The organism is Pseudomonas sp. 43NM1 (assembly GCF_002836905.1).
GTDB lineage: Bacteria > Pseudomonadota > Gammaproteobacteria > Pseudomonadales > Pseudomonadaceae > Aquipseudomonas > Aquipseudomonas prosekii.
In genome coordinates this window covers 1-25,777 of sequence record NZ_MKGS01000198.1, presented here as the reverse complement: position 1 = coordinate 25,777, position 25,777 = coordinate 1, and the positions used below count along the sequence as shown (strand labels likewise).

18 protein-coding genes are annotated in these 25,777 nt (G+C 60.2%); 6 read left to right on the top strand and 12 right to left on the bottom strand.

What is annotated here, in order from left to right; translation table 11 throughout:
* The 5 genes from BI292_RS26365 to BI292_RS26345 all read right to left on the bottom strand — a co-directional run.
* On the bottom strand, positions 1 to 699 hold a 699-nt coding region (locus tag BI292_RS26365), incomplete at its 3' end, for a LysR family transcriptional regulator (RefSeq protein ID WP_101209713.1).
* Positions 700 to 1,495: 796 nt separating this feature from the next.
* Positions 1,496 to 3,214 carry a hydrogenase maturation protein gene (locus tag BI292_RS26360; RefSeq protein WP_101209712.1) on the bottom strand — a complete coding sequence of 573 codons (1,719 nt, stop codon included), beginning with the start codon at positions 3,212 to 3,214 and terminating at the stop codon, positions 1,496 to 1,498.
* A gap of 261 nt (positions 3,215 to 3,475) precedes the next feature.
* Positions 3,476 to 5,323 (bottom strand): amidohydrolase, encoded by a 1,848-nt coding sequence (locus BI292_RS26355; RefSeq protein WP_101209714.1) that lies wholly within the window; start codon positions 5,321 to 5,323, stop codon positions 3,476 to 3,478.
* Between the two features lie 347 nt (positions 5,324 to 5,670).
* Positions 5,671 to 5,985 (bottom strand): SCP2 sterol-binding domain-containing protein, encoded by a 315-nt coding sequence (locus BI292_RS26350; RefSeq protein ID WP_092269324.1) that lies wholly within the window; start codon positions 5,983 to 5,985, stop codon positions 5,671 to 5,673.
* Between the two features lie 92 nt (positions 5,986 to 6,077).
* Positions 6,078 to 6,788 carry a histidine phosphatase family protein gene (locus tag BI292_RS26345; protein WP_101209711.1) on the bottom strand — a complete coding sequence of 237 codons (711 nt, stop codon included), beginning with the start codon at positions 6,786 to 6,788 and terminating at the stop codon, positions 6,078 to 6,080.
* Between the two features lie 207 nt (positions 6,789 to 6,995).
* On the opposite strand from BI292_RS26345, the gene sohB reads away from it, so the two are divergent.
* The 3 genes from sohB (at position 6,996) to BI292_RS26330 (ending at position 12,569) form a co-directional block, all read left to right on the top strand.
* Entirely contained in the window at positions 6,996 to 8,018 is a 1,023-nt protein-coding gene (sohB, locus tag BI292_RS26340) for a protease SohB (RefSeq protein WP_101209710.1), read from the top strand.
* Between the two features lie 350 nt (positions 8,019 to 8,368).
* The gene (locus tag BI292_RS26335) at positions 8,369 to 8,653 is read left to right on the top strand and encodes a hypothetical protein (protein WP_092269314.1); all 285 of its coding nucleotides are present in this window, start codon (positions 8,369 to 8,371) and stop codon (positions 8,651 to 8,653) included.
* A gap of 43 nt (positions 8,654 to 8,696) precedes the next feature.
* Positions 8,697 to 12,569 (top strand): dermonecrotic toxin domain-containing protein, encoded by a 3,873-nt coding sequence (locus BI292_RS26330; protein WP_101209709.1) that lies wholly within the window; start codon positions 8,697 to 8,699, stop codon positions 12,567 to 12,569.
* A 70-nt stretch (positions 12,570 to 12,639) separates the two neighbouring features.
* Here BI292_RS26330 and BI292_RS26325 read toward each other — a convergent pair whose 3' ends face one another.
* The 4 genes from BI292_RS26325 to metH all read right to left on the bottom strand — a co-directional run bounded on the left by BI292_RS26325 (position 12,640) and on the right by metH (position 19,520).
* Positions 12,640 to 13,134, bottom strand: coding sequence for a DUF934 domain-containing protein (locus BI292_RS26325; protein ID WP_092269307.1), 495 nt, complete (start codon positions 13,132 to 13,134; stop codon positions 12,640 to 12,642).
* A complete protein-coding gene (locus tag BI292_RS26320) occupies positions 13,118 to 14,776 on the bottom strand; it encodes a nitrite/sulfite reductase (RefSeq protein WP_101209708.1) in 1,659 nt (552 codons plus the stop codon). Before BI292_RS26320 ends, BI292_RS26325 begins: the two co-directional genes overlap by 17 nt.
* A 628-nt stretch (positions 14,777 to 15,404) precedes the next feature.
* Positions 15,405 to 15,623, bottom strand: coding sequence for a DUF2970 domain-containing protein (locus BI292_RS26315; RefSeq protein WP_101209707.1), 219 nt, complete (start codon positions 15,621 to 15,623; stop codon positions 15,405 to 15,407).
* 186 nt (positions 15,624 to 15,809) lie between these two features.
* Positions 15,810 to 19,520 carry a methionine synthase gene (gene metH, locus BI292_RS26310; RefSeq protein ID WP_101209706.1) on the bottom strand — a complete coding sequence of 1,237 codons (3,711 nt, stop codon included), beginning with the start codon at positions 19,518 to 19,520 and terminating at the stop codon, positions 15,810 to 15,812.
* 155 nt (positions 19,521 to 19,675) lie between these two features.
* Here metH and BI292_RS26305 point away from each other — a divergent pair, with 155 nt between their 5' ends.
* The 3 genes from BI292_RS26305 (at position 19,676) to nfuA (ending at position 23,982) form a co-directional block, all read left to right on the top strand.
* The gene (locus BI292_RS26305; RefSeq protein ID WP_101209705.1) at positions 19,676 to 21,973 is read left to right on the top strand and encodes a fatty acid cis/trans isomerase; all 2,298 of its coding nucleotides are present in this window, start codon (positions 19,676 to 19,678) and stop codon (positions 21,971 to 21,973) included.
* Between the two features lie 332 nt (positions 21,974 to 22,305).
* Entirely contained in the window at positions 22,306 to 23,340 is a 1,035-nt protein-coding gene (locus BI292_RS26300) for an acyltransferase (RefSeq protein WP_101209704.1), read from the top strand.
* A 57-nt stretch (positions 23,341 to 23,397) separates the two neighbouring features.
* The gene (gene nfuA, locus BI292_RS26295) at positions 23,398 to 23,982 is read left to right on the top strand and encodes a Fe-S biogenesis protein NfuA (RefSeq protein ID WP_092269289.1); all 585 of its coding nucleotides are present in this window, start codon (positions 23,398 to 23,400) and stop codon (positions 23,980 to 23,982) included.
* A 78-nt stretch (positions 23,983 to 24,060) separates the two neighbouring features.
* Here nfuA and cobM read toward each other — a convergent pair whose 3' ends face one another.
* From cobM to BI292_RS26280, 3 genes are all read right to left on the bottom strand, one after another.
* A complete protein-coding gene (cobM, locus tag BI292_RS26290; protein WP_101209703.1) occupies positions 24,061 to 24,807 on the bottom strand; it encodes a precorrin-4 C(11)-methyltransferase in 747 nt (248 codons plus the stop codon).
* Between the two features lie 91 nt (positions 24,808 to 24,898).
* On the bottom strand, positions 24,899 to 25,312 hold the full coding sequence (locus tag BI292_RS26285; RefSeq protein ID WP_092269284.1) for a cobalamin biosynthesis protein: 414 nt from the start codon (positions 25,310 to 25,312) through the stop codon (positions 24,899 to 24,901).
* The coding region (locus tag BI292_RS26280; RefSeq protein WP_101209702.1) for a CbtA family protein at positions 25,309 to 25,777 on the bottom strand (469 nt) is incomplete at its 5' end. The genes BI292_RS26280 and BI292_RS26285, both read right to left, overlap by 4 nt.

Below are 25,777 nucleotides of genomic sequence, written 5' to 3'. Positions count from 1 at the left end.
GCTTTGCAGGTAACTTTGCACCACGCGCGTGCGGAAATAACCGCTGCCGCCGTGTTCGAGCAAATACTGCAAGGCCAGCGGGCCGAGGTTGAAACTCAGCGCAGCCTTGGCTTTTTCCGGCAGCGCGGCGTCGTGTTGGCGCCGGAAGTCCGGGCCCCAGTCGATGTAGACATACGGGTCGGGTTTGCCGGCCAGGCGCACGAGGATCAGCTTTTCTTCCAACACTTGCTCGACTTGCAGGCGCGGCCAGTATTCCGGTTGGTAGACCAGCGCGGCGTCGAGCACGCCCAGTTCCAACTGGCGCAACAGGTTTTCACCGTCGCGGATTTCCATGCGCAATGCGTGGCTGGGGATTTTCTCGCGCAACTCGGCGGCCCAACTGAGCATCAGCGGATTGCACAGGCTGACCTCGCCACCGATGTGCAGGACGTCGCGATAACCTTCGGGCAGCGGCAGGTCGCGGCGCGCGGCTTCCCAGGTTTGCACCAGTTGGTTGGCATAGATCACGAAGGCTTCGCCATTCGGCGTCAGGCGCGCACCGGCGCGATTGCGCACAAACAGCGTGCTGCCCAATTGGCTTTCGAGCTTCTGCACCCGCGCGGTGATCGCGGTTTGAGTGACGTGGAGCTTTTGCGCAGCGGCGGCGAGGCTGCCGTGACGGACAATTTCCAGAAAAGTGCGCGCGAGATCGATGTCCATGGGCTGGCCGCCAGTGTGGGTCGGCAATTGTAAGAGCGCCGGCAGTCGCTGCCTACCACGCAAGCAAAAATGCCCACGCAACCTGTAGCAGCTGCCGAGCCTGCGAGGCTGCGTTCGGCTGCGCAGCAGTCGTGATCCGGCAGTCCCGGTGTTCCTGAAGACTCACGTCACTGGATTTACGACGGCTGCGCCGCCGGACGCAGCCTCGCGGGCTCGGCAGCTGCTACATAAAGCGGTGCGGCGTTGCGGGGGCGGTGGTTGTTTTTGGGCGCAGGTTTGGGTGGGCAAATGTAGCAACGGCCGCAGTTTGTGCCTACGGCGCAAGCAAAAATGCCCACGCCAAACCTGTAGCAGCTGCCGAGCCTGCGAGGCTGCGTTCGGCTGCGCAGCAGTCGTGATCTGGCTGTCCGGGGTTCCTGAAGACTCACGTGACTGGTGTTACGACGGCTGCGCCGCCGGACGCAGCCTCGCAGGCTCGGCAGCTGCTACATAGAGCGGTGCGGCGTTGCGGGGGCGGTGGTTGTTTTTGGGCGCAGGTTTGGGTGGGCAAATGTAGCAACGGCCGCAGTTTGTGCCTACCGCGCAAGCAAAAATGCCCACGCAAAACCTGTAGCAGCTGCCGAGCCTGCGAGGCTGCGTTCGGCTGCGTAGCAGTCGTGATCTGGCTGTCCGGTGTTCCTGAAGACTCACGTGACTGGATTTACGACGGCTGCGCCGCCGAACGCAGCCTCGCACGCTCGGCAGCTGCTACATAGAGCGTCGGTGGTTGTCAGGGAGAGCGGGGCGGCGTTGCGGGTTATTCGGTGAGTTCGGTCTCTGGCAGCTGCGTCCAGTCTGCGATCAGGCGCTGCGGGGTGCCGCAGGCTTTGCGTTTGTAGACGAACTTGCGGCACTTCTCGGCGAATTGGTTGCGGTTTTGCACCATGTCCAGCTGCATCTGCGCCAGCTCCGCTGCTCGGCATTGCGCTATCAACAAACGGTCATCGCGGGTTTTTCGCTGGCGAATCGGCGCATACGCCGGATCGGTCAACACCCCATTCGCCCGTTGCAACAACCACAAACCGAACTCGTCGGGGCAGCGCGGACCGATCTCCTGAACCATGCCCCATTGCAGCGCCTGCTTGGCGCTCACCGGCAGGCAGTCTTGGGTGAGTTTTTCCGCCAGCACCGGGCCTACCGCGCGCGGCAGGCTGTAGGTCCAGTATTCCGAGCCATACAAACCCATGCTTTTGTAATGCGGATTAAGCACGGTTTCGGCGCGGGCCAACACGATGTCGGCGGCCAGTGCCAGCATCACACCACCAGCCCCGGCGCTGCCGGTCATGCCGCACACCACTAATTGCCGGGCGCTGAGCAGCTCTTCGCAGACATCGTCGATCGCCTGAATATTCGCCCACGCTTCCAGGCCCGGCACCTCGGCGGCCTGAATCACATTCAAATGCACGCCGTTGGAAAAACTCCCGCGCCCGCCCTTGATCAGCAACACCTGAGTCTCGCGCGCCTTGGCCCAGCGCAGTGCGGTGACCAGGCGCTGACATTGTTCAGTGCTCATTGCGCCGTTGTAGAACTCGAACGTCAGCTCGCCGACATGCCCTGATTCGCGATAACGGATCGGTTGATAGGCTTCGTCGTTGAACGGCTGCGAAGCGATCGACCAGTCGAGCGTCGGCACTTCATGCAACTGCTGCGCGAGCATATGCCGGGCCGGGCGCTTGAACGTTTCTTCGCCGGGCTGCGGTTTGCGCCGCAACGCGCCTATCCACAGACTGTGATCGCCAGTCGCGACCAGCACCGCATCGTCGTGCACCGCGAGAATCTGGCCCGGCGTGCCGCTGCGCGCGTCCAGATGCGCGTCATACAGGTAGTACTGGCCGCCGGCCAGACTCGCCAACACCCCCGGTTGACCGTCAGCCGCGTCGATCCGGCGTTTGATGAACCGCGAGCAATCGTGCCAACTGAACGCGCGATCCGCCTGCTTCATGTTCGGCTGTAAACGCCCGATAACCTGCGGTTGGCGGTAGTCCAGCGGCTCCGGAGTAAACCCGGCGTTGAATTTCTCGACGACTTCGCGGATGCAGCGGATCGCCGCATCACTGACCCGCCCGTTGTACAGCTCGGATTTGCGCAGGCCTGGCGGCAGGTTGAATTCGCAGGTGGCCCAGACCGGCCCGGCGTCCATCTCTTCCACCGCTTGCAACGCGGTCACGCCCCAGCGCTGCAGCTCATTGGAAATCGCCCAGTCGAGGGCGCTGGCGCCGCGATCACCGACAATCCCCGGATGAATGATCACCACCGGGCGCTGCGGATCGCTCCACAATTGCTGCGGCACGCGGTCCTTGAGGAACGGGCAAATCACCAGGTCGGCGCCGGAGTGTTCGATCTGTTCGCACACTGCGTTTTCGTCGGTAAACAGCACCACGCTCGGCGAATGCCCGGCCTCGCGCAATTCCAGCCACGCGCGTTGAGTCAGGCCGTTGAACGCCGATGCCAGCAGGATGATTTTCAGTGAACGCATGAGTGCCTCTTCCTTGAGCAGTGATAGCCGTTGGCTCGTGATGAGCCGTCCCTGGCTGTCGATGGAAGTAAGAGGGTAATGATTGCCGCGCGCCGACAACTGACCGGGATCAAGCTTCGGTCGATCAGCCACTGATTCCCGTGGGAGCTAGGCTTGCCCGCGATGGCGTTGTGTCAGGCAACATTTGCATCCACTGACACTACGCCTTCGCGGGCAAGCCTCGCTCCTACAGGCGATTTGCGAGGTGGGTAAAGCTCGAGCTCAGAAGGAGAAACAGGAGCAGCCGAAAGCGCCCCAGAATCCCTGGAAATCACTCACCGGTGCCGACGACAATCGCGCGCGTTCGTGGCTGTGCGCATGCACCGCGCAGGCGCCGACACATTGGTGAACCTGCGCGGTCAGCGGCGCCAGCGGTTTCCAGTGCCCCGGCACTTTCGCCACGGGCGACCACTCAGGCACCACCGGAATCGGCGGCGGCGACAGTTTGTCGAACTCGACACTGCCGTAGACGATCTTGCCGTCGACAATAGTCAGCACCGATTCGATCCACTTGATCGCTTCGTCCTCGATGTGAAAATAATCCGCCGACAGCGCAATCAGGTCCGCCAGTTGCCCGACCTTGATCTGGCCTTTCTGCCCTTGTTCGGAGGAAAACCAGGCGCTGCCGTGGGTGAACAGTTCCAGCGCGGTGTCGCGGCTCAAGCCTTGCGGGTATAGCTCCAGACCGCCGACGGTGCGGCCGCTGACCAGCCAGAACAGCGAAGTCCACGGGTTGTAACTCGACACGCGGGTGGCGTCGGTGCCGGCGCCGACCGGGATGCCTTCGGCCAACATGCGCGCGATCGGTGGCGTGTGTTCCGCAGCTTTGGCGCCGTAGCGGTCGACGAAATATTCGCCCTGAAACGCCATCCGGTCCTGAATCGCAATCCCGCCGCCCAAGGCTTTGACCCGCTCGATATTCTGCGGCGTGATGGTTTCGGCATGGTCGAAGAACCACGGCAAACCGTTGAACGGAATGTCGCGATTGACCTTCTCGAACACGTCGAGCATACGGCTGATGGACTCGTTGTAAGTCGCATGCAAACGGAACGGCCAGCGCTGCTCCACCAAGTGGCGAACGACTGGTTCGAGTTCCTGTTCCATGGTTTGCGGCAGGTCCGGGCGCGGTTCAAGGAAATCTTCGAAATCAGCGGCGGAGAACACCAGCATCTCGCCGGCGCCGTTGTGTTTGAGGAAGGCATCGCCCTGGCCGTAATGCGAGGTGCTGGTCCAGTTCTTGAAGTCGGTGAGTTCTTCCTTGGGTTTTTGCGTGAACAAGTTGTAGGCGATGCGCACGGTCAGCTGTTTGTCATCGGCCAGTTGCTGGATGACTTGGTAATCGTCCGGGTAATTCTGATAACCGCCGCCGGCATCGATGGCGCTGGTCACGCCGAGACGGTTGAGTTCGCGCATGAATTGGCGCGTCGAATTGACCTGATGTTCCAGCGGCAGTTTCGGCCCCTTGGCCAGGGTCGAATAAAGAATCATCGCGTTCGGCCGGGCGATCAGCATGCCGGTCGGATTGCCATTCGAATCGCGGACAATCTCGCCACCCGGCGGGTTCGGCGTATCGCGCGTGTAACCGACCACTTTCAGCGCGGCGCGGTTGAGCAGGGCGCGGTCATAGAGGTGCAGGACGAACACCGGCGTATCCGGCGCGGCTTTGTTCAGTTCTTCGAGGGTGGGCAGGCGCTTTTCGGCGAACTGGAATTCGTTCCAGCCGCCGACCACGCGTACCCATTGCGGGGTCGGCGTGCGGTCGGCCTGGTCCTTGAGCAAGCGCAAGGCGTCGACCAATGACGGCACGCCTTCCCAGCGCAGTTCGAGGTTGTAATTGAGCCCGCCACGAATCAGGTGCAGGTGCGAGTCGTTGAGGCCGGGGATCACCGTGCGCCCGTGCAGGTCGATGATTTGCGTGCCGGGGCCTTGCAGCGCCATTGCTTGCGCGTCACTGCCGACCACCACGAAGCGCCCATCCTTGATCGCCACGGCGCTGGCCTGGGGTTTCTTGCGGTCAACGGTGTGCAAACGACCGTTGTACAGAATCAGATCGGCCGGGGCATCGGGCATGGTTTTACTCCCTGCGAAAAGTGGGCTGACCCAGGCACCCAAGGCGCCAGCGGTCAGGCCTTGCAATACGCGGCGGCGATTAAAACCGTCGTGGTCATCAGGTGGGCTCATGACAACGTTCTCCGCTCGGTTCTCGGTTCTCGGATCAGCAAACAGGCGTTGAACTGCCGATGGCTGACGCATGCGGCCAGAAGGAATATAGACGGCAAATTGCCGAATGGCCTGTTCACCTGCCCGACAGGCTGATCGGCGCCGGGATTGCGTGGGGGCCTGAAACGACAAATCCCGCCATGGCGGCGGGATTTGTTGTGCAGCATTGACGCTGCCCGGCGTGGGCAGCCGTCATTTTACGAAGGGAACAGTTCGGACAGTTTCATTGCCAGCATCATGTCGCCTTCAGCGCGCAGTTTGCCGCCCATGAACGCTTGCATGCCGTCGGTCGTGCCGTCGACGATGCCCTGCAGGGTTTCGCCGTCCATCACCAGAGTGACCTGCGCGTCCGGGTTTTCGCCTTCTTGCAGTTCGCAGGTTTTGTCCTTGACGATCAACGAGAAGTTTTTGCTGTCGTCGATGCGGAAACCGAATACCAGGTCCAGGCCGGCGGCGGCATCTGGGTTGAACTTGGCTTTCATTGCTTGTACGGCGTCGGCTACGGAGGTCATGGTTCGATCCTTTTCTTGGGAATTACAGCTGGGTAGCTACAGTTGGGTGATGACAGCAGGGTGATGACAGCCAGGGTCACACCAGTCCGGACTCAGCGAAATGTGATGAGTTCCGGGGCCTTCAACAATTGCAGGTGCGCATGACTGTTGAAGGAAGCCAGAGCCACCTCGCGACCACGAAACTTCAGTTGGTTGAGCGAGGTGTTGACGATTTGCCAGTTGAGTTCAAAAGCTTGTTTTGCCGGCATTTGCGTAATCAGGTGGAGCAGGGCAGTGATGGTGCCGCCGGAAGTAAACACGGCGATTTTCTGCGTGTTGTCGGCCTGGTCGAGAATCCGCTGCAAGCCTGCCTGGACCCGCTCGACAAAACCCAGCCAGCTTTCCAGCCCCGGCGTGTCGTAGGTGCCGGCCAGCCAGCGCTCGATAATCAGGGCGAAAATGCGCTGAAACTCGGCGCGGTTCTGCGCGGCGTTGCGCAGGATCTCCAGCGCCTCAGGTTCGTCGTCGAGCATTGCCGGGAGCAGGGCGCGGATCACCGCGTCGGCATCAAATTCGTTGAACGCGGAGTCGGTTTCCAGGATCGGCGTGGGCATGCCGACCGCAGCAAATTGTTCCAGCGCACTGGTGGCGGTGTGCTGCTGGCGACGCAAGTCACCGGCGAGGCAGCGATCGAAGCTGATGCCCAGCCCGGCGAGGTGCTGGCCGAGGACTTCTGCCTGGCGCACACCGGTCGGCGACAGGACGTCATAGTCGTCTGCACCAAAGGAGGCCTGGCCATGTCGAATCAAATAGATGCTGCCCACGTCCGCGTCATCCCGGTACGTTGAAGGTTTGGCGAGGTTATGAGGATGGCCGTGAGCTGTCAATGAAAAAACATACGCTTGTTTGAAATGCCCGTTACAGGCCTGTTTCCAGAGGTTTCACGGCTGGCCCCGAAGGCAGGGCATGGGTATGCTGGGGACATTCCGCGCGCGCGTTTTTAGCGGCGCATTGTATTGAAGGAGTCGTGTGTGGAGTTTTTCGCCGAGTACGCCAGTTTCCTGGCCAAGACCGTGACGCTGGTGGTCGCCATTCTGGTGGTCATGGCCAGTTTCGCGGCGCTGCGCAGCAAAGGTCGGCGCAAGTCGGCCGGCCAGTTGCAAGTCAGCAAACTCAATGATTTCTACAAAGGCCTGCGCGAACGCCTGGAGCAGACGCTGCTCGACAAGGATCAGCTCAAGTCGCTGCGCAAATCCCAGGCTAAAACCGAGAAAAAACAGAAAAAGAAACCCGAGCCGAAGGGCCGGGTTTTTGTGCTGGATTTTGACGGCGACATCAAGGCTTCCGCGACCGAGAGCCTGCGCCACGAGATCACCGCGCTGCTGACCCTCGCCACACCTCAGGATGAAGTGGTGTTGCGCCTCGAAAGCGGCGGCGGCATGGTTCACAGCTACGGCTTGGCCTCCTCGCAACTGGCGCGGATCCGTCAGGCTGGCGTGCCGTTGACCGTGTGCATCGACAAGGTCGCGGCCAGCGGCGGCTACATGATGGCGTGCATCGGCGAGAAAATTATCAGCGCGCCGTTCGCCATTCTCGGCTCGATCGGCGTGGTCGCGCAGTTGCCCAACGTCAATCGCTTGCTGAAAAAGCACGACATCGACTTTGAAGTGCTGACTGCCGGCGAATACAAACGCACGCTGACGGTGTTTGGCGAGAACACCGAGAAGGGCCGTGAGAAGTTCCAGGAAGACTTGGACATCACCCACGAACTGTTCAAGAACTTCGTTTCGCGGTATCGCCCGCAACTGGCTATCGATGAAGTGGCAACCGGCGAGATCTGGCTCGGCGTCGCGGCGCTGGGTCGGCAATTGGTCGATGAGCTGAAAACCAGCGACGAATACCTCGCCGAACGCGCCAAGAGCGCCGAGCTCTATCATCTGCACTACGCCGAACGCAAAAGTTTGCAGGAACGCATCGGCATGGCGGCCAGCGGTTCGGTGGATCGTCTGCTGCTGAGTTGGTGGAGTCGTCTGACCCAACAACGCTTCTGGTAATTGCACTTCGAGACCCGGCCAATCAATTGGCCGGGTCTTTTTTTGCCTGTTTTTTGCTAACTGCATAATCAGTCAGCGGCGGGTGGTATTTATATATAGTTTGCAATCATATTGCTGATCCAATAACGATTTTATCAATCGACTATATAAGCTTTTATTTGGAAGTGTCTTCTCTAGACTGAAGTCTCTTTTGGTAAAAGGGATTTTACTCATGTCTTCGGATTCAACTATTTCGACTTCGCTCGAATTGACCAGCACAACGAGCGCCATGATGACGCCGGAACAACAAGGCATTTTTTATAACCTGGTCAAGAAGCAGCCGATTCCATCCTGGCTATCGGAGGCCGGCAGTGCTGCGCGAGTCCTGGGTCGAATACCTGCAAAGCGCTCATCAATCAGATTTCGATGAGGTGACGCTGCGTGCAGCCAGCTCTTTCGCGCGCCTCGACAGTCGACTGGATTTCACTCGCCAACAGTTCAACCAGACCATGGCCGCAATCGTCAGCAACTACACGAATGAGCGCGCGGCGCTCATCAAACGGCTGACTACCGAGGCCCTGCAACGCAATCCGGGGTTGCCATTACCCGACACTGCGCCGGACGTCACGCGTACTTCCTCCCGGTTCAAGGGTTGAACCCGAAGAGCATTTTTTAAAACTGATCCTGCAAGGAACGCACATGGAAGGATTCCTACAAAAACCGGCATCAAGTGGACCGGCGCTCGAGCGTGGCACGTTGGCATTGGCCGATCTGACGCTGGGCAACGTGCTGCCGATGACGCCAATGCAATACGCCGCCCAGTTGATCGGCAACCGCTGGGGTAAGGAGGCGCCGGCAGCCATTCTGGTTGACCTCAATTACGATTTTTACGGCTACCCGGCTGACGGTGATATTCACCAGAGCAGGGCGCGCACTTGCCAAAGCCTGACCCAGGTGTTGCTGCAGAACTACCAGACGGTCGGCGCCGGGCGTTTCGGCGAGAGCGCATTCGGCTTGTATACGCCGCCCGTCGTCGGGCCGCAGGTGCGGATCGTCGAGATTGACGTAGCACCCAACCCCGGTGGCGGTTACCGCGATTACGAAGGCATCTATCGACACTCCACGCCGCAGGTCTACGGTCCCGCGACGCAATTGGCGATGCAACCGGCGGCGTTCAAGGAATGGGTCTGGACCCTGGATTTCAAGGCGCAATATGCCGCTTATGTTGCTCAGGCATGGCCGGCTGATCAGGCGTTGCTGGCCACCGACGCTTACCCGTTGCGAACCTCGGTCAAACTGGCCTTTGTCATGGCGGCGTGTCTGCAACGTCAGGAAAACAGCTTGAGCGCCGCAGGGCTGACGATGGCCATGCGCGCTGCGGCGCTCGACGGGCAACAGACCTGGGCGCAACTGACGCTCGCGCAACTGCAAGCGCACACCCTCGTGCCCGCGTCGCTGGAGGCGGCGCGGCTGGTGATTTATCGCTATGCCTCGGTCGATATCTGGCGTTTTCGCGATCGGGCCACGGGGCGAATGTTGCTCTACGTGCCGGGCAACGCTTCGCCGTTTCACGAGTTTGCCGATCATCACGCTTTGTGCGAGTGGGTGGCCGGCATCGCTCGTGACGAGGCGCGCAAACAGGCGTTGGCGGCGCATTTCAACGAAGACGACCGCGAGGACGGGACATTCCACGCCGGCGTGCTGACAGCGTTGGCAGCGATGGCGACTTACCCGCAGCAATACCTGTTGAAGAAGGGCCACGGTTTTTTTAACAACGATGGTTACTGGCCGCCGGAAAGCTACATCAGTGCCGAAGTCGCGCCGCTCACCGAAGACCCGTTCGCCCAATGGGTGCTGGTGATGAAGCGCGCGGCGCAGGCCAGTATCGAGACCATTCGCACTGACGCGCAGGTCAATCGCGACAACTTGAGTGCGGTCGTCGAGCCGGTTGTGCAGTGGGTCAACCGCTTTGGTCCATTGGCCCTGTTCGTTCCGGGAGGCGAGGGTTTACTCGCGCTGGCCGGGCTGATCGACTCCGGTTATGGCCTCGATGAGGCGGTCGATGGCAAAACCACGGACGCGCGCTCGGCAGGCGTCGGGCGCACGTTGTTTGGTTTGCTTAACGCATTGCCGTTGATTCATGCCGCCGGGGTGCTCAAGGGCGCAGAGAACGTCGCAGCGGCGAGCGCGCCTGTCGTGTCTGGCGATGCGACGCTGGCTGCTGAACGTGTGGTCAGCGATGCCGCTGCCTCGGTGAACGGCGCGCCGATCAGCAGCGGTCTGTTGCGAGTACTCATGCCTGAAAGCGCGTTGTTCAGCGATGCAGCCCTGCGCAGCATCGATCAAGTCTGCGGGCTCGATGCCGACATGCTCACGCTGATGCAGAGCGGCCATCCGCCGCCGCCGATCCTGACGGACACCGTGAGCCGTTTTCGCATCGACCTCGATTTGAAGCAGGCGATAGACCGCCTGCCGGCCGACTCTGCCGCCGCTGCACAGGCGCAGCGTGCGCGCTTCGAGCAATTCAACGTGCGCTACGCCGCGCTGCAGCACTCCGATCACGAATGGGTGAGGCTGTTTCAGTCGCAATACCCCGGCTTGCCGAAAAGCGCGATCGAGCAAATGCTTGACCGCTCGGGGATCGACATTGCGGCGCCGCACACCATGGCGGAAGCCAAGCGGGTGCTAAGCGAGTTGAGCAGCAAAGCCGAGCAATACGAGTTTCATCTGCGAGTGGCGCGCGCTTATGAAGGGCTGCAGCTCGCCTCAGTCGCAAACGCCGACAGCGATGTGCTGGCATTGCATTCGCTCGAACGGCTGCCGGGTTGGCCGTCCGATACGCGCATCGAAGTTTGTCAGACGTCGGCGGCGGGGCGGGTGTTGGACAGTATCGGCCCGCGTGGCGCAGCGTCTAGGCGCCAGTTGATCAAGCATGGCGGAAATTATCAGGGGCTCGCGGCTGGGCAAACCGTGGATTTTCACCAAGCCCTGCTCAATGCCTTGTCGGCGCAGCAACGATTGGCACTGGGGTTGCGCGCCGATCAGGCTCTGGCGGATTTACGCGCGCTCATCCGCGCCGCACCGAGGTCGCGCATCGACCTGGAGACAGGCCTGCAGCGCATGGATTCAGGCCTGTCATTCGACCCCCTCGGCCTGCGTGGTGGCGGATTCCCGACCACTGCGCAGGACGCAGGCTTCACCCGAACCTTTCAAAAGCTTCAGCTCGACGAGTTGTATCCGGCGCTGACACAGCAGCAACTGGATGCGTTGTTGACTGAATGGGGCGCCAACGCCCAGACGCATCTGATCTTCCTCAATGAGCAGTTGCAGCAATTGCGCGTTGATCTGCTGGCGTGGGTCCAGCAGGTCCAATTCGATATCGCCGCCATGGACGTCGACCTGTTGGCCGCCGGCGATGCCGAAGCAATCGGGCTGGGTCCACGCGAGATCGAAGCGCAAAACGATGCCCGGATCAGCGCGGCGATCCGCATTGAACACCAGAATCGAATGGGTCTGGCCAACCAGTTGATTACGCTGTGGCAACGCAATGGCAACGCGGCTGATCAGATTTTCAGCAACGGCCAGTTGGCTGGATTTCGCCTGAGCCTGGACCTGGATTTTTTCCATACACTGCCCGCGCTGAATGTCAGGCTCACGGAGGTTGTGGAGCTGCAGATGCCGTATTGCTCATTGAACGAGCCCGCGAGTCTTTCGGCGTTTCTTGAGGGGTTTCCCAAGTTGCGCGTGTTGAACCTGGCGGGCACCGAGTTGCATCAACTCGATGCCGCCGGCAACTGGACCGCGCATTTGCCGGCGTCGATAAGCCAGCTCACTGAGCTCACTCACCTTGACCTCGGGGGCACCGGGCTGATGTTGACGGAGCAGGCGGCCGGGGTATTCAGTGAGCTGTCGCAACTGACCACACTCGACCTCAGCGGCAACCCGCTGACACGGCCGCCATTGGTTGTGCATTTGCCGGCCCTGCGCCGTCTATCCCTGCGGGCGACCGGCATTGAAATATGCCCGGTGGGTGTACTTGATCACCCGTATCTGGATTTGCTTGACCTGCGCGACAACCGGATTGATCGAATCCCCGACGCGGTGCGCAAGCAAGCCGTGCGCGAGAAGGTGGTGTTGCTGACGGGTAATCCGATCAACGATGAGGACAGCTTGCGATGGATCAGTCGCCATCGTCAGGAAACCGGGATCAACGTCTGGCTGGGCCCGCCAACGGAAGATTTCGCGCAGCCCCATGCCTGGCTGTCCGGGCTTTCACCCGAACACACAGCATCTCAGGTTGAGCGCTGGCAATACCTGGCCGCTCGGCAGGGCAGCGAGAGACTTTTTGCGATGCTGGACACGCTAAGCCGCACGGCAGACTTTCGCGTGAGTTATGCGCCGCTGCAACGGCGGGTCTGGCAGTTGATCGATGCGCTGCACGCGTCGCCGGCGCTGTATCAGCAGATGTTCATCGATGGCGAATGGGCCGCGGTCGATGGTTACGATCCGTTTGTCAGTTTCGAGCTGCTTGAAGGCCGGGTCGCGGCGTTGCGGATGGCGCCGGTACTTTAGCGCAGGCGAAAAAAAACCTTGAGCCCGGCTCCACGGCCATGGCTCAAGGTTTTGCGGTGACGAAGACGCCTTAACGTCGACGAAACAGTGGCAACGGCTCGTCAGTCGCGGCCTGATACGTCACCGAGAAGTCCTTCAAACCTTCAAGGGCTTCGTACGGGTCTTTGTCGGCGCGAATCGCGAAGGCGTCAAACCCGCAGCGGTGCAGGTAAAACAACTGGTCGCGCAGTACATCGCCAATCGCGCGCAATTCGCCTTTGAAACCGTAACGGTCACGCAGCAGACGGGCGTTGGAGTAGTTGCGGCCATCGGTGAACGCCGGGAAGTTCAGGGCAATCACCTTGAACTTGTCGACGTCTTCACCGATTTCCTCGGCTTCTTCATCGGCGTCCAGCCACACACCCAGACCGCCATCGCGGGCCAGGAGCATGCGGCCGTGCTCGCGCCACAGCGCCAGCGGGACGATGTAGTCGTCGCAGTTGCTGATTTCGTCGATGTTGAAATCCTTGGGCAGCAGGTGCCAGGTTTCGTCGACGACTTCGTTGTTCTTAATGATTCGCTGCATAGACGCGCTCCTTGAAGAGGTCGATGCCGATGCGCTGATAGGTGTCGATGAAACGCTCATCTTCGTGACGTTGTTCGATGTACACGTCGATCAGTTTCTCGATCACATCAGGCATGGCTTCCTGGGCGAAGGACGGGCCGAGGATTTTGCCCAGGCTGGCGTTGCGACTGCCGCTGCCGCCGAGGGACACCTGGTAGAACTCCTCACCTTTCTTGTCCACCCCGAGGATGCCGATATGGCCGACGTGGTGGTGCCCGCAGGCGTTCATGCAACCGGAGATGTTCAGGTCCAGTTCGCCGACGTCGAACAGGTAGTCGAGGTCGTCGAAACGGCGCTGGATCGATTCGGCAATCGGGATCGACTTGGCGTTGGCCAGCGAGCAGAAATCACCGCCCGGGCAGCAGATGATGTCGGTCAGCAGGCCGATGTTCGGCGTGGCGAAACCTTGCTCGCGCAACTCGCCCCACAGGGTGAACAACTGCGTCTGTTCGACGTCGGCGAGAATGATGTTCTGTTCGTGCGAGGTGCGCAGTTGGCCGAAGCTGTAACGCTCGGCGAGGTCGGCAACGGCATCGAGCTGCTTGTCGGTGATGTCGCCCGGCGCAACGCCGGTCGGTTTCAGCGACAGAGTCACGGCAACATAGCCCGGCTTCTTGTGCGCCAGGGTGTTGCGGGTGCGCCAGCGAGCGAAACCCGGATGTTCCTTGTCGAGCTCGGCGAGTGCCTGGGCCTGGTTGTCCAGGGTCTTGTAGTCGGGATCGACGAAGTGCTTGGCGACGCGATGCACTTCGGCGTCGGTCAACGTGGTCTGGCCACCGCGCAGGTGTTCCATTTCGGCGTCGACTTTTTGCGCGAACACTTCAGGGGTCAGCGCTTTGACGAGGATCTTGATCCGCGCCTTGTATTTGTTATCGCGACGGCCGTAGCGGTTGTAGACCCGCAGAATGGCGTCGAGGTAGCTCAGCAAGTCCTGCCACGGCAAGAATTCATTGATGAACGCGCCAACCACCGGCGTACGGCCGAGGCCGCCACCGACCAGCACACGGAAGCCCAGTTCGCCCGCAGCGTTGTGCACCGGCTCAAGGCCAATGTCGTGCACTTCGATGGCCGCGCGGTCAGAGGTCGAGCCGTTGATGGCGATCTTGAATTTGCGCGGCAGGTAGGCGAATTCCGGGTGGAATGTCGTCCACTGACGGACGATTTCGCACCACGGACGCGGGTCGATCAACTCGTCGGCGGCGACACCGGCGAACTGGTCGGTGGTGACGTTGCGCAGGCAGTTGCCGCTGGTCTGGATCGCGTGCATTTGCACAGTGGCCAGTTCAGCGAGGATGTCCGGGATGTCTTCCAGCGCCGGCCAGTTGAACTGCACGTTCTGCCGGGTACTGATGTGGGCGTAGCCCTTGTCGAAGTCGCGGGCAATTTTGGCCATCATTCGCGTCTGGCGCGAGGTCAGTTGGCCGTAAGGCACCGCCACCCGCAACATCGGCGCGAAACGCTGGATATAAAGGCCATTTTGCAGGCGCAGGGGGCGGAATTCTTCTTCGCTCAGCTCGCCTGCCAGATAGCGTCGGGTCTGATCACGGAACTGCTTGACGCGGTCCTCGATGATCCGCTGATCGTACTCGTCGTATACGTACATATAAGTCCTGTTCTCAGGCTTGGGCCGGTCGGATCCAGTGGCGTTTTTCGCTTGCTGAAGTTTCCGATACTGCCTCGGCAATTCTGCGCGCACGGCCGCGCACTCCCTACGGAGCCGGGGCAAGATACCAGTTTGCAGTTATGCGCAAAAGTGATGTTTGAGTATATGTAAAGAACTAAAAGGCCTAACGAGAAGTGTTAGTGAAAAGCCCTTAGTTGTGGTGAGGGCAATCGTCGTCTTTACTGTGGTCGAGTCTTTATGCAATCACCGATAAAACCGACAAGAGGCGATGCAATGAGCAACCCAACCAAAGCAAGGAAAAGCGACAGTTCCGTTGATGCCTGGGCGATTTTGTTCCTGATCATCCTGGTCGTGGGCACCGCGGTGTTCTGGGTCAGCCACCAATAACCGCGCGCTCCAGCGCATACCCATGAACCGCGCGCGTTCCCGCGCACGCCCCCTGTAGCAGCTGGCGCAGCCTGCGTTCGGCTGCGCAGGAGTCGTAAAACCTGCGAATGCGGTCTTGCTGAAACACCGCGGCGCATGATTTAGCGACTGCTTCGCAGCCGGACGCAGGCTGCGCCAGCTGCTACAAAGGTTGTGGGCGGCTGCAAGAGGGGAGCGGGCTTCAGATCCCGGCCAGCAGCAGGACCAGTTTGACGATGCCGAACAGTGACAGCGCAAAAACTGCCGTGAACAAAATCCCCAGAATCACGAAATGACTCGGCTTGCCGTGAGTGAAGTCGCGGGCGCGATTCTTTCCGCTCTGCACCCCGAACGCCGCCGCTACCACGCTGTGCAGCATCTGCCATAAGGTCGGCGGCTTGTTGTCGACTGGATCGTCCATAAATCCCTCGTCACGAATGTGTGTCAGGCAAGCATAGACAATGCAGCGCGCAATATCCTTGAACGCCACAACCCCCTGCAGGCGAGGCTTGCCCGCGAAGGCGATCGGTCAGCAACAATCATGTCAACTGACAGAACGCCATCGCGGGCAAGCCTCGCTCCCACAGGGTGTGCGATCAGCCGAGACTCAGTTGTCGTAACCCAGATTCGGCGCCAGCCAGCGTTCGGTCACGCTCAAATCCTGACCTTTGCGCGAGGTGTAGCTCTGCACCTGATCCTTGTCGATCTTGCCCACCGCAAAATACTGCGCCTGCGGGTGCGCGAAGTACCAGCCGCTGACCGCTGCTGCCGGGAACATCGCGTAATGTTCGGTGAGGAACACGCCGCTGCGCCCGGCCTGCATTTCGCTGGCCTCAGGGTCGAGCAACGCGAACAACGTGCCTTTCTCGGTGTGGTCCGGGCAGGCCGGGTAGCCCGGGGCAGGGCGGATGCCGCTGTATTGCTCTTTGATCAGCGCGTCGTTGTCCAGCGTTTCATCCTTGGCGTAACCCCAATAATCTTTACGCACTTGCTGGTGCAACCACTCGGCGCAGGCTTCGGCCAAGCGGTCGGCCAAGGCTTTGACCATGATCGAGTTGTAATCGTCGCCGGCGTCCTGATACGCCTTGGCCACTTCTTCCGCGCCGATCCCGGCGGTGGTAATGAAACCACCGACGTAGTCAGTAATCTCGCTGTCCTTCGGCGCGACAAAGTCGGCCAGGGAGAAATTCGGTTTGCCGTCGGTCTTGATGATCTGCTGACGCAAGTGATGCAGTTTGGCCAACGGCTTGCCGTCATCGCCATACAGCTCGATGTCGTCGTCGCGCACCTGATTCGCCGGCCAGAAACCGAACACTGCACGGGCGCTGATCAGTTTCTCGTCGATCAACTTGGCGAGCATTTCCTTGGCATCGGCGTACAGCGCTGTCGCTGCTTCGCCGACCACCTCATCTTCGAGAATGCGCGGAAACTTGCCGGCCAAGTCCCAGGAGATGAAGAACGGCGTCCAGTCGATGTACTCGGCCAGCACTTTCAAATCGATATTGTCGAGGACCTTGGCCCCGGTAAACGTCGGTTTCACCGGCGCGTAAGTGCTCCAGTCAAACTGCGGTTTCTTCGCGATTGACGCCGGGTAGCTCAGGCGTTCGGTGCGCGCGCTGCGGTTGGCGGTGCGCTCGCGGACCTCGATGTATTCCAGGCGCGTCTTCTCGATAAACGCCGGTTTCAGTTCCTTGGACAGCAACTGCGTGGCCACGCCCACTGCGCGCGAGGCGTCGGTGACGTAGATCACCGCGTCGTTGCTGTACTTCGGTTCGATCTTCACCGCCGTGTGCGCTTTCGAGGTGGTCGCGCCACCGATCATCAGCGGCAAGTGGAAATCCTGGCGCTGCATCTCGCGCGCCACGTGGACCATTTCATCCAGCGAAGGCGTGATCAGACCGGACAAACCGATGATGTCGCACTTCTGTTCCTTGGCCACTTGCAGGATCTTCTCGGCCGGCACCATCACGCCGAGGTCAACGATGTCGTAGCCGTTGCAACCGAGGACCACGCCGACAATGTTCTTGCCGATGTCGTGCACGTCGCCCTTGACCGTGGCCATGAGGATTTTGCCCTTGGCTTCCGGTTTGTCACCTTTTTCCAGTTCGATGAACGGGATCAAATGCGCCACGGCCTGCTTCATCACGCGGGCGGATTTCACCACTTGTGGCAGGAACATTTTGCCGGCGCCAAACAGGTCGCCGACGATGTTCATGCCCGACATCAGCGGGCCTTCGATGACTTCGATCGGCCGGCTGAACGACTGACGCGATTCTTCGGTGTCTTCGACGATGTGCGTGGTAATGCCCTTGACCAGTGCATGTTCCAGACGCTTGTTGACTTCCCAGCCGCGCCACTCTTCGGTCTCGGCTTCCTTGACGCTGCCGTCGCCCTTGTACTTGTCGGCGATGGCGAGGAGGGCGTCGGTGCCTTCGGCGGTGCGGTTAAGCACCACGTCTTCGACGGCGTCGCGCAGCTCGGCCGGGATCTGGTCGTAGATCTCCAGTTGGCCGGCGTTGACGATGCCCATGGTCAAGCCATTGCGGATCGCGTAGAGCAGAAACACCGAGTGAATCGCCTCGCGCACCGGGTTGTTGCCACGGAACGAAAACGACACGTTGGACACGCCGCCAGAGGTCAGCGCGTACGGCAGCTCGTCGCGGATGTAGGCGCACGCATTGATAAAGTCGACGGCATAGTTGTTGTGTTCTTCGATGCCGGTGGCGATCGCGAAGATGTTCGGGTCGAAAATGATGTCTTCCGGCGGGAAGCCGACTTCGTTGACCAGAATGTCGTAGGAGCGTTTGCAGATTTCTTTCTTGCGCGCTTCGGTGTCGGCCTGGCCGGCTTCGTCGAAGGCCATTACCACCACCGCCGCACCGTAACGCTTGCACAGTTTGGCGTGATGAATGAACTGCTCGACGCCTTCTTTCATGCTGATCGAGTTGACGATGCCCTTGCCCTGAATGCACTTGAGGCCGGCTTCGATCACTTCCCATTTCGAGGAGTCGATCATGATCGGCACGCGCGAAATATCCGGTTCGCCGGCAATCAGATTGAGGAAGGTCACCATCGCCTTCTTCGAATCGAGCATGCCTTCGTCCATGTTGATGTCGATCACCTGAGCGCCGGCCTCGACCTGCTGCAGGGCGACTTCCAGCGCTTCGGTGTAGTTGTCTTCACGGATCAGGCGGGCGAATTTCGCCGAACCGGTGATGTTGGTGCGCTCGCCGACGTTGATGAACAACGAGTTGCGATCAATCGTGAACGGCTCCAGACCCGACAGGCGACAGGCCTTGGGAATGTCCGGAATCACCCGTGGCGCGTAACCGGCGACGGCGTTGGCGATGGCTTCGATGTGGCCCGGCGTAGTGCCGCAGCAACCGCCGACAATATTCAGAAAACCGCTTTGGGCGAATTCTTCGATGACCTTGGCGGTTTCTGCCGGCAACTCGTCGTACTCGCCGAATTCGTTCGGCAGGCCAGCGTTCGGGTGCGCGGAAACGTGGGTGTTGGCCTTGTTCGACAGTTCTTCGAGGTACGGACGCAACTCACTGGCGCCGAGCGCGCAGTTGAGGCCGACGGAAATCGGATTGGCGTGGGCCACCGAGTTCCAGAACGCTTCGGTGGTCTGGCCCGACAAGGTGCGGCCGGAGGCGTCGGTGATGGTCCCGGAAATCATGATCGGCAATTCGATGCCCAACTCTTCGAACACACCTTGCACGGCGAAGATTGCCGCTTTGGCGTTCAAGGTGTCGAAGATGGTTTCGATCAGGATCAGGTCGGCGCCGCCCTCGATCAGGCCTTTGGTGGCCTCGGTGTAGTTTTCCACCAGCTCATCGAAGGTGACGTTGCGGTAGCCGGGGTTGTTGACGTCGGGCGACAGCGAGCAAGTGCGGCTGGTCGGCCCGATCACGCCGGCGACAAAACGCGGCTTGTCCGGGGTTTCGAGGGTCTTGGCGTCGCAGACCTTGCGCGCCAGACGAGCGCCTTCTACGTTCAGCTCGTAGGCCAGGCCCTGCATGCCGTAGTCGGCGAGGGACACCTGGGTGGCGTTGAAGGTGTTGGTTTCGAGGATGTCGGCGCCGGCATCCAGGTAGGCTTTTTCGATTGAGCCGATCACGTCCGGGCGGGTCAGCACCAGCAGGTCGTTGTTGCCTTTGACATCGCTCGGCCAGTCGGCGAAGCGTTTGCCACGGTAATCCTGTTCCTCAAGCTTATAGCTCTGGATCATCGTGCCCATGCCGCCGTCGAGAATCAGGATGCGCTCTTTGAGGGCTTGCTTGAGAGCTTGAAGGCGAACACTGCGATCGGACATTGGGACTACTCGGAAAGACCATGACGAAGGGCCGGGATAATAGCAAACCTGTGCGGTTTTAGAGCATGTCCGGGTTTTGCATGAATATCGCTCATGTTGGCGATAGTGGCAAAACGGTAGAATCGCGGCGAATTTTCATGAGTGGGCCCAGAAACATGCCGTATCGCGTCGTCGTCAGCATGTTGTTGCTGCTCATAAGCTGGGGCGCCACTGCGCAGGATCCCACCGTTCCATCCGCCATTTCCTACACCCGCGACATTCAGCCGATCTTCACCGAAAAGTGCGTGGCCTGCCATGCGTGCTACGACTCGGCGTGTCAGCTGAACCTGGGCAGCGGCGAAGGCGCGTTGCGTGGTGCCAGCAAAATCCCGGTATACGACGGCGAACGCAGCGTCGCGGCGCCGCCAACGCGGCTGTTTTACGACGCTTTCGGCAAACGCGCATGGCAACAAAAAGGCTTCTATTCGGTGCTGGATGCGCAGGGCAGCCAAGCCGCGTTGATGGCGCGGATGCTCGAACTTGGGCACACCACCGCGTTGACGCCCAACGCCAAACTGCCGGAAGGGATTGCGCTGGGCCTTAATCGCGAAAACACCTGCGCGATGCCGGCGGAGTTTGACGGTTACGCCGGCGCTCACCCCAAAGAAGGCATGCCGCTGGCGGTCACCGGACTCACCGATCAGCAATACCAGACGCTGCAGCGCTGGCTCGCGTCCGGTGCACCGATTGATCAGCAAGGCCTGGCGCCGAGCGCCGAGGAAGCGCTGCAAGTGCTGCAATGGGAAAAGCTGCTGAATTCGCCTGGCGCGCGGGAAAGTCTGGTCGGGCGCTGGTTGTTCGAGCATTTGTTTCTCGCGCACATTTATTTCAAGGACGGCGAGCCGGGGCATTTCTTCCAGTGGGTGCGCTCGCGCACGCCGAGCGGTCAGCCGATTGATCTGATCAACACGCGCCGGCCCAACGATGATCCGGGCACTCGGGTGTATTACCGCTTGTGGCCGGTGCAAGGCGTGATTGTGCAGAAAACCCACATCACTTATCCGCTGAGCGCGGCGAAAATGGCCCGGGTCAAAAGCCTGTTCTACAGTGGTAACTGGCAGGCCAACGCGTTGCCGGGTTACGGCCCGGAGCGCCGCGCCAATCCGTTCACCACCTTCGAAGCGATCCCGGCGCAGGCGCGTTATCAGTTCATGCTGGATAACGCCGAGTACTTTGTCCGCACCTTTATTCGCGGGCCGGTGTGTCGTGGCCAGATCGCCACGGATGTGATTCGCGATAACTTCTGGGCGCTGTTCCAGGCGCCGGAGCACGATCTGTACATCACCGATCCGAACTATCGCGGCCAAGCGACGCCGCTGCTGGCGATGCCGGGGCAGAACGACGATGTTGGCAGCGTCCTCGGCTTGTGGCACGACTACCGCGACAAGCGCAACGAATACGAGGCCTTGCGTCGCGACAGTTACGCCGATGCGCCAGCGCCGAGCTGGTCGACATTGTGGGCCGGCAACGACAACGCGTTACTGAGCATTTTTCGCCACTTCGACAGCGCTTCAGTGAACAAGGGCCTGATCGGCGAAGTGCCGCAGACGATGTGGCTGTTCGACTACCCGCTACTGGAACGCACCTATTATCAGTTGGCGGTCAACTTCGATGTGTTCGGCAATGTCTCGCATCAAGCGCAGACGCGGCTGTATTTCGACCTGATCCGCAACGGCGCCGAACAAAACTTCCTGCGCCTGATGCCGGCCGATTCGCGCGAGGGTTACCTCGACGATTGGTACCAGAACAGCGGCAAATTCAAGATGTGGCTGGATTACGAAACCATCGATGACGACAAGCCGACCGCGCTCAAACTCGATGAAAAAGACCCGAAACGCGACTTCGCGGAGCAATTGCTCGCCCGTTACGGCGACCTCGATGCGCGGCCCGATCCGATCAACCGTTGCGCCGGCGCTTACTGCTCGCGGCCGAATATCGACCCGGCGTTGCAGAACGCCGAGCAGGCCTTGAGCCAGCTGGCTTCACGTCCGGCAGCGGGTTTGCGGGTGATCGACCAGTTGCCGGAAGCGACCATGCTGCGCGTCGAAACCGCCAGCGGCAAACGTGAGATCTACAGCCTGCTGCGCAACCGCGCGCACAGCAACGTCGCGTTCCTGCTCGGCGAATCCCTGCGTTTTCAACCGGGGCTGGACACGTTGACGATCTATCCGGGTGTGCTCAGCAGCTACCCGAACTTCATGTTCAACGTACCGGCGGAGCAAGTGCCGGCATTTGTCGCAGCAATGGAAAACGCCAAGGACGCCAACCGCTTCGAGAAAATCGTCGACCGCTGGGGGATTCGCCGCAGCCACCCGCAGTTCTGGTTCTACTTCCACGACCTGAGCACCTACGTCCACGAAACCGACCCGGTGGAAGAGGGCGTGCTGGACATGAATCGCTACGAGAATCTCTGACACCGCCGCCGCCCCTCCGTAGGAGCAGAGCTTGCTCGCGAAAGCGTCAATTCAGGCGACATCCCATTGGCTGATACGACGCCTTCGCGAGCAAGCTCTGCTCCTACAAGGGATTTGCGGTGGTTCTGGATTGCCGATCTGGAGTGAGAATCCCTGATCGACCTTTGCCGATTATCCAGTGTCCCATCTGTAATAACGCCGATCCCCCGTAGGAGCAGAGCTTGCTCGCGAAAGCTTCATGTCAGGCGACATCACATTGACTGATACGACGCCTTCGCGAGCAAGCTCTGCTCCTACAAGGGATCTGTGGTGATTTATAGAGAGGGCCATAGATGTTGATTTCAGTGCAGGCCTTGCGTTTCATCGCAGCCTGGGCGGTGGTTTGCCACCATTTCATGCAGATTTTTTTCGACTTCCATGCGCGCGGGCCGGTGGGGCAGGCGTTCATCGACAAGGGCGCGGTGGGCGTCGATATCTTCTTTGTCATCAGTGGTCTGGTGATTTTCCTCTCCACTGAAGGCAAGTCGCTGCCGCCCGGCCGCTTCCTGTTGTATCGACTGTTCCGCATCGTCCCGGCGTACTGGCTGTACACCTCGTTAATGGCGCTGGTGGTGGTGTTCGCACGGCCGGTATTGCCGGATCAAAGCGTCGACTGGTCGCATTTCCTGCTGTCGCTGGTATTCATTCCTACGGAGAACCCCGGCGGTTACGGGATTTATCCCACACTCAACGTCGGTTGGACCCTGAACTACGAAATGCTTTTTTACCTGCTGTTTGCCTGGGCGTTGCTGTTTCGCTTGCAAGTGCGACTGCTGATCGTCGCGGCGCTGCTGTTCGCGGTGTGCCAGGCGTGGACCGGTTATGGCTGGGTCAGCGAGTTCTACCGTTCGGATATCGTCTACGAATTCCTGCTCGGGATTGCCATTGGCATGATCTACCGTCGTGGCTGGATCAAACCGGGGCTATACCTGCCGCTGCTGGGGATTGCCGGCGCGTTGTTGATGATTTATCACCTGCCGCCGGGGCCGCGATTCCTCGCGTGGGGCTTGCCGAGCGCAGTGCTGGTGATGGCGTGTATTGCGCTGGAGCGGTTTTTCGCCAACAACCGGGTATTGGAAGTGCTCGGTAATTGCTCCTATTCGGTGTACCTGATGCACGTGCTGGTGCTGTCCGCTGGCGGATTTGTCGCACAGCGTTATGGCGTTAATCCCTACGTGATGTTCGTGGTGTGCGCGCTGACAATCGGGTTTGCTTCGTGGCTGAGCTACGAATGGGTGGAAAAACGCAGCTATCGGTGGCTTAAAGCGCGGATCGACGGGGAAAAGGCTGCCGAACCGGCGCTGGCTCTTTCCCGACAAAAATACTAGGACTTTGTGCCGCGCGATGATTGGCGTAAACTGCGCCCAAGCCTGCGAGGAGTTTCCATGACCGCTATTACCATCACTGACGCCGCCCACGATTATCTGGCAGATCTGCTCTCCAAGCAGAACACCCCAGGCATCGGCATTCGCGTCTTCATCACCCAGCCTGGCACCCAGTACGCCGAAACCTGCATTGCCTACTGCAAGCCGGGCGAAGAAAAACCAGAAGACACCGCGCTGGGGTTGAAAGACTTCACCGCTTACATCGATTCGTTCAGCGAAGCCTTTCTGGATGACGCGGTAGTCGATTACGCCACCGACCGCATGGGCGGCCAGCTGACCATCAAGGCGCCAAACGCCAAAGTACCGATGGTCAACGCCGACAGCCCGGTCAACGAGCGCATCAATTACTACCTGCAAACCGAGATCAATCCGGGGCTCGCGAGCCACGGCGGTCAGGTCAGCCTGATCGATGTGGTCGAAGACGGCATCGCTGTGCTGAAGTTCGGCGGCGGTTGCCAAGGCTGCGGCCAGGCGGACGTGACCTTGCGTGAAGGCATCGAGCGCACTTTGCTCGAGCGCATCCCCGAGCTCAAAGGTGTTCGTGACGTGACCGACCACACGCAGAAAGAAAACGCCTACTACTAAGTAAGGTGTTCACTGCGACATAAAAAAACGGCGCCCCGTGAGCGCCGTTTTTTTATGCGTGAACACTTCCCTGTGGCCTCAGGGCCTGTAGAGATGCGCATGCCCGGCGCGATACAGCGACGACTCACTGAACTGGTCGCTGCCCAGTACACGACCGACCAATATCAGCGCCGTACGCCGAAAGCCCTTCGCCGCAACCTTCTCGGCAATATCGTCAATTGTCCCGACCACCCAATCTTGATCCGGCCAGGTCGCGCGGTGGATCACCGCAATCGGGCAGTCCGCGCCGTAATGCGGGAGCAATTCGGCGAGGATCTTCTGCAAATGGTTGACGCCCAAGTGAATCGCCATCGTCGCGCCATGCTGCGCCAGACTGCCCAGCTCCTCACCTGCAGGCATCGCGGTTTTATCCGCGTAACGGGTCAAAATCACGCTTTGCGAGATGTCCGGCAAGGTCAGCTCAGCGCCGAGCAACGCCGCGCACGCCGCTGTCGCGGTCACCCCCGGAATGATTTCAAACGGGATATCCAGCTCGCGCAGATAACGAATCTGCTCGCCAATCGCGCCGTACAAACTCGGATCGCCCGAGTGCACACGCGCCACATCCTGACCTTTGAGGTGCGCAGCCTTGATCAAATCGATGATCTGTTCCAAGTGCAATTCGGCGCTATTGACCACCGTTTGCGCCTGATGCCCTTCAAGCACCGCCGCCGGCACCAAAGAGCCGGCGTAGATGATCACCGGGCAGCTGCGAATCAGCCGCTGGCCTTTGACGGTGATCAGTTCCGGGTCGCCGGGGCCGGCGCCAATGAAGTAGACGGTCATCGTCAATTCCTGAAAAAACGCTGAGAAAAACCTTCGAGGCAAGGCTTCAGATGAAGATTGCTCATGATCGAGGCGGGGATTATCGGGGATTTTACGCAGCACTGGCCAATGCGAGGGTGGCTTGGGCGTATTTTTGTCGCGAAATCAGCAGCTTTGCTGGCGCCTGCGCCAAGTGTTCAGCGAGGGCGAGGGCGGCGCTTTCTGCCACGCCGTAACAGCCGGTGCGCTCGAAAGCGATCTGCGATTGATGGCTGAGTTGTGGTTGATAACCGGCCAATTGTTCGCTGCTGAAATACATCAATTGCAAGCCAAGTTGCTCAGCCAATTCCACCAAGCCCGGCTCATCGCGTTTCAGATCGATGCTGGCCAATGCCTTGATGTGCCGAAGTTCGATGTGATGCGCCTGCAATGCTTGATCGAGCAACGCCCGCAGCGTGCTAACCGGGCAGCCGCGCTGGCAGCCCAGGCCGACCACCAGGGTCGGCGCTGTGCTGGCATCGGTCATGCGTGGTATTGACCGTCGCTTTTGCGGCGGAACAACCAGGCGCTGATCAGGCCCAGGGCCAGCCAGAACACCACGTTGGTCAACTGCGAAGCGATTTTGAACTGCGCTTCCAGCGCCTCCGGCGCCAGCATCGAGTGGACTTCCGGTTGCGGCGCGCCAATCACGTGCGGCACCGCCAGAATCGCCACGCCGAGAATCTTCATCAGCCAGTGACGGCTGAACACGATCAGCGCGATGCCGACCGCGGTGGACGCTGCGGTGCTGATCCACCAGATTTGCCGTTGCGCCAAGTCAGCGGCAGCGGTGCCCGGTAATTCCGGCGGCAGACCGAGGGTCGGCGCCAGCACGAAGGTTGCGTAACCGGCCAGGCCCCAGAGCAGGCCCTGGGCGGTTTTGGTCGGCGCGCGCAAGGTGTACAGGCCCGCGAGCATCAGCGCAAAACCGACCGCGACCACCAGATTGCCG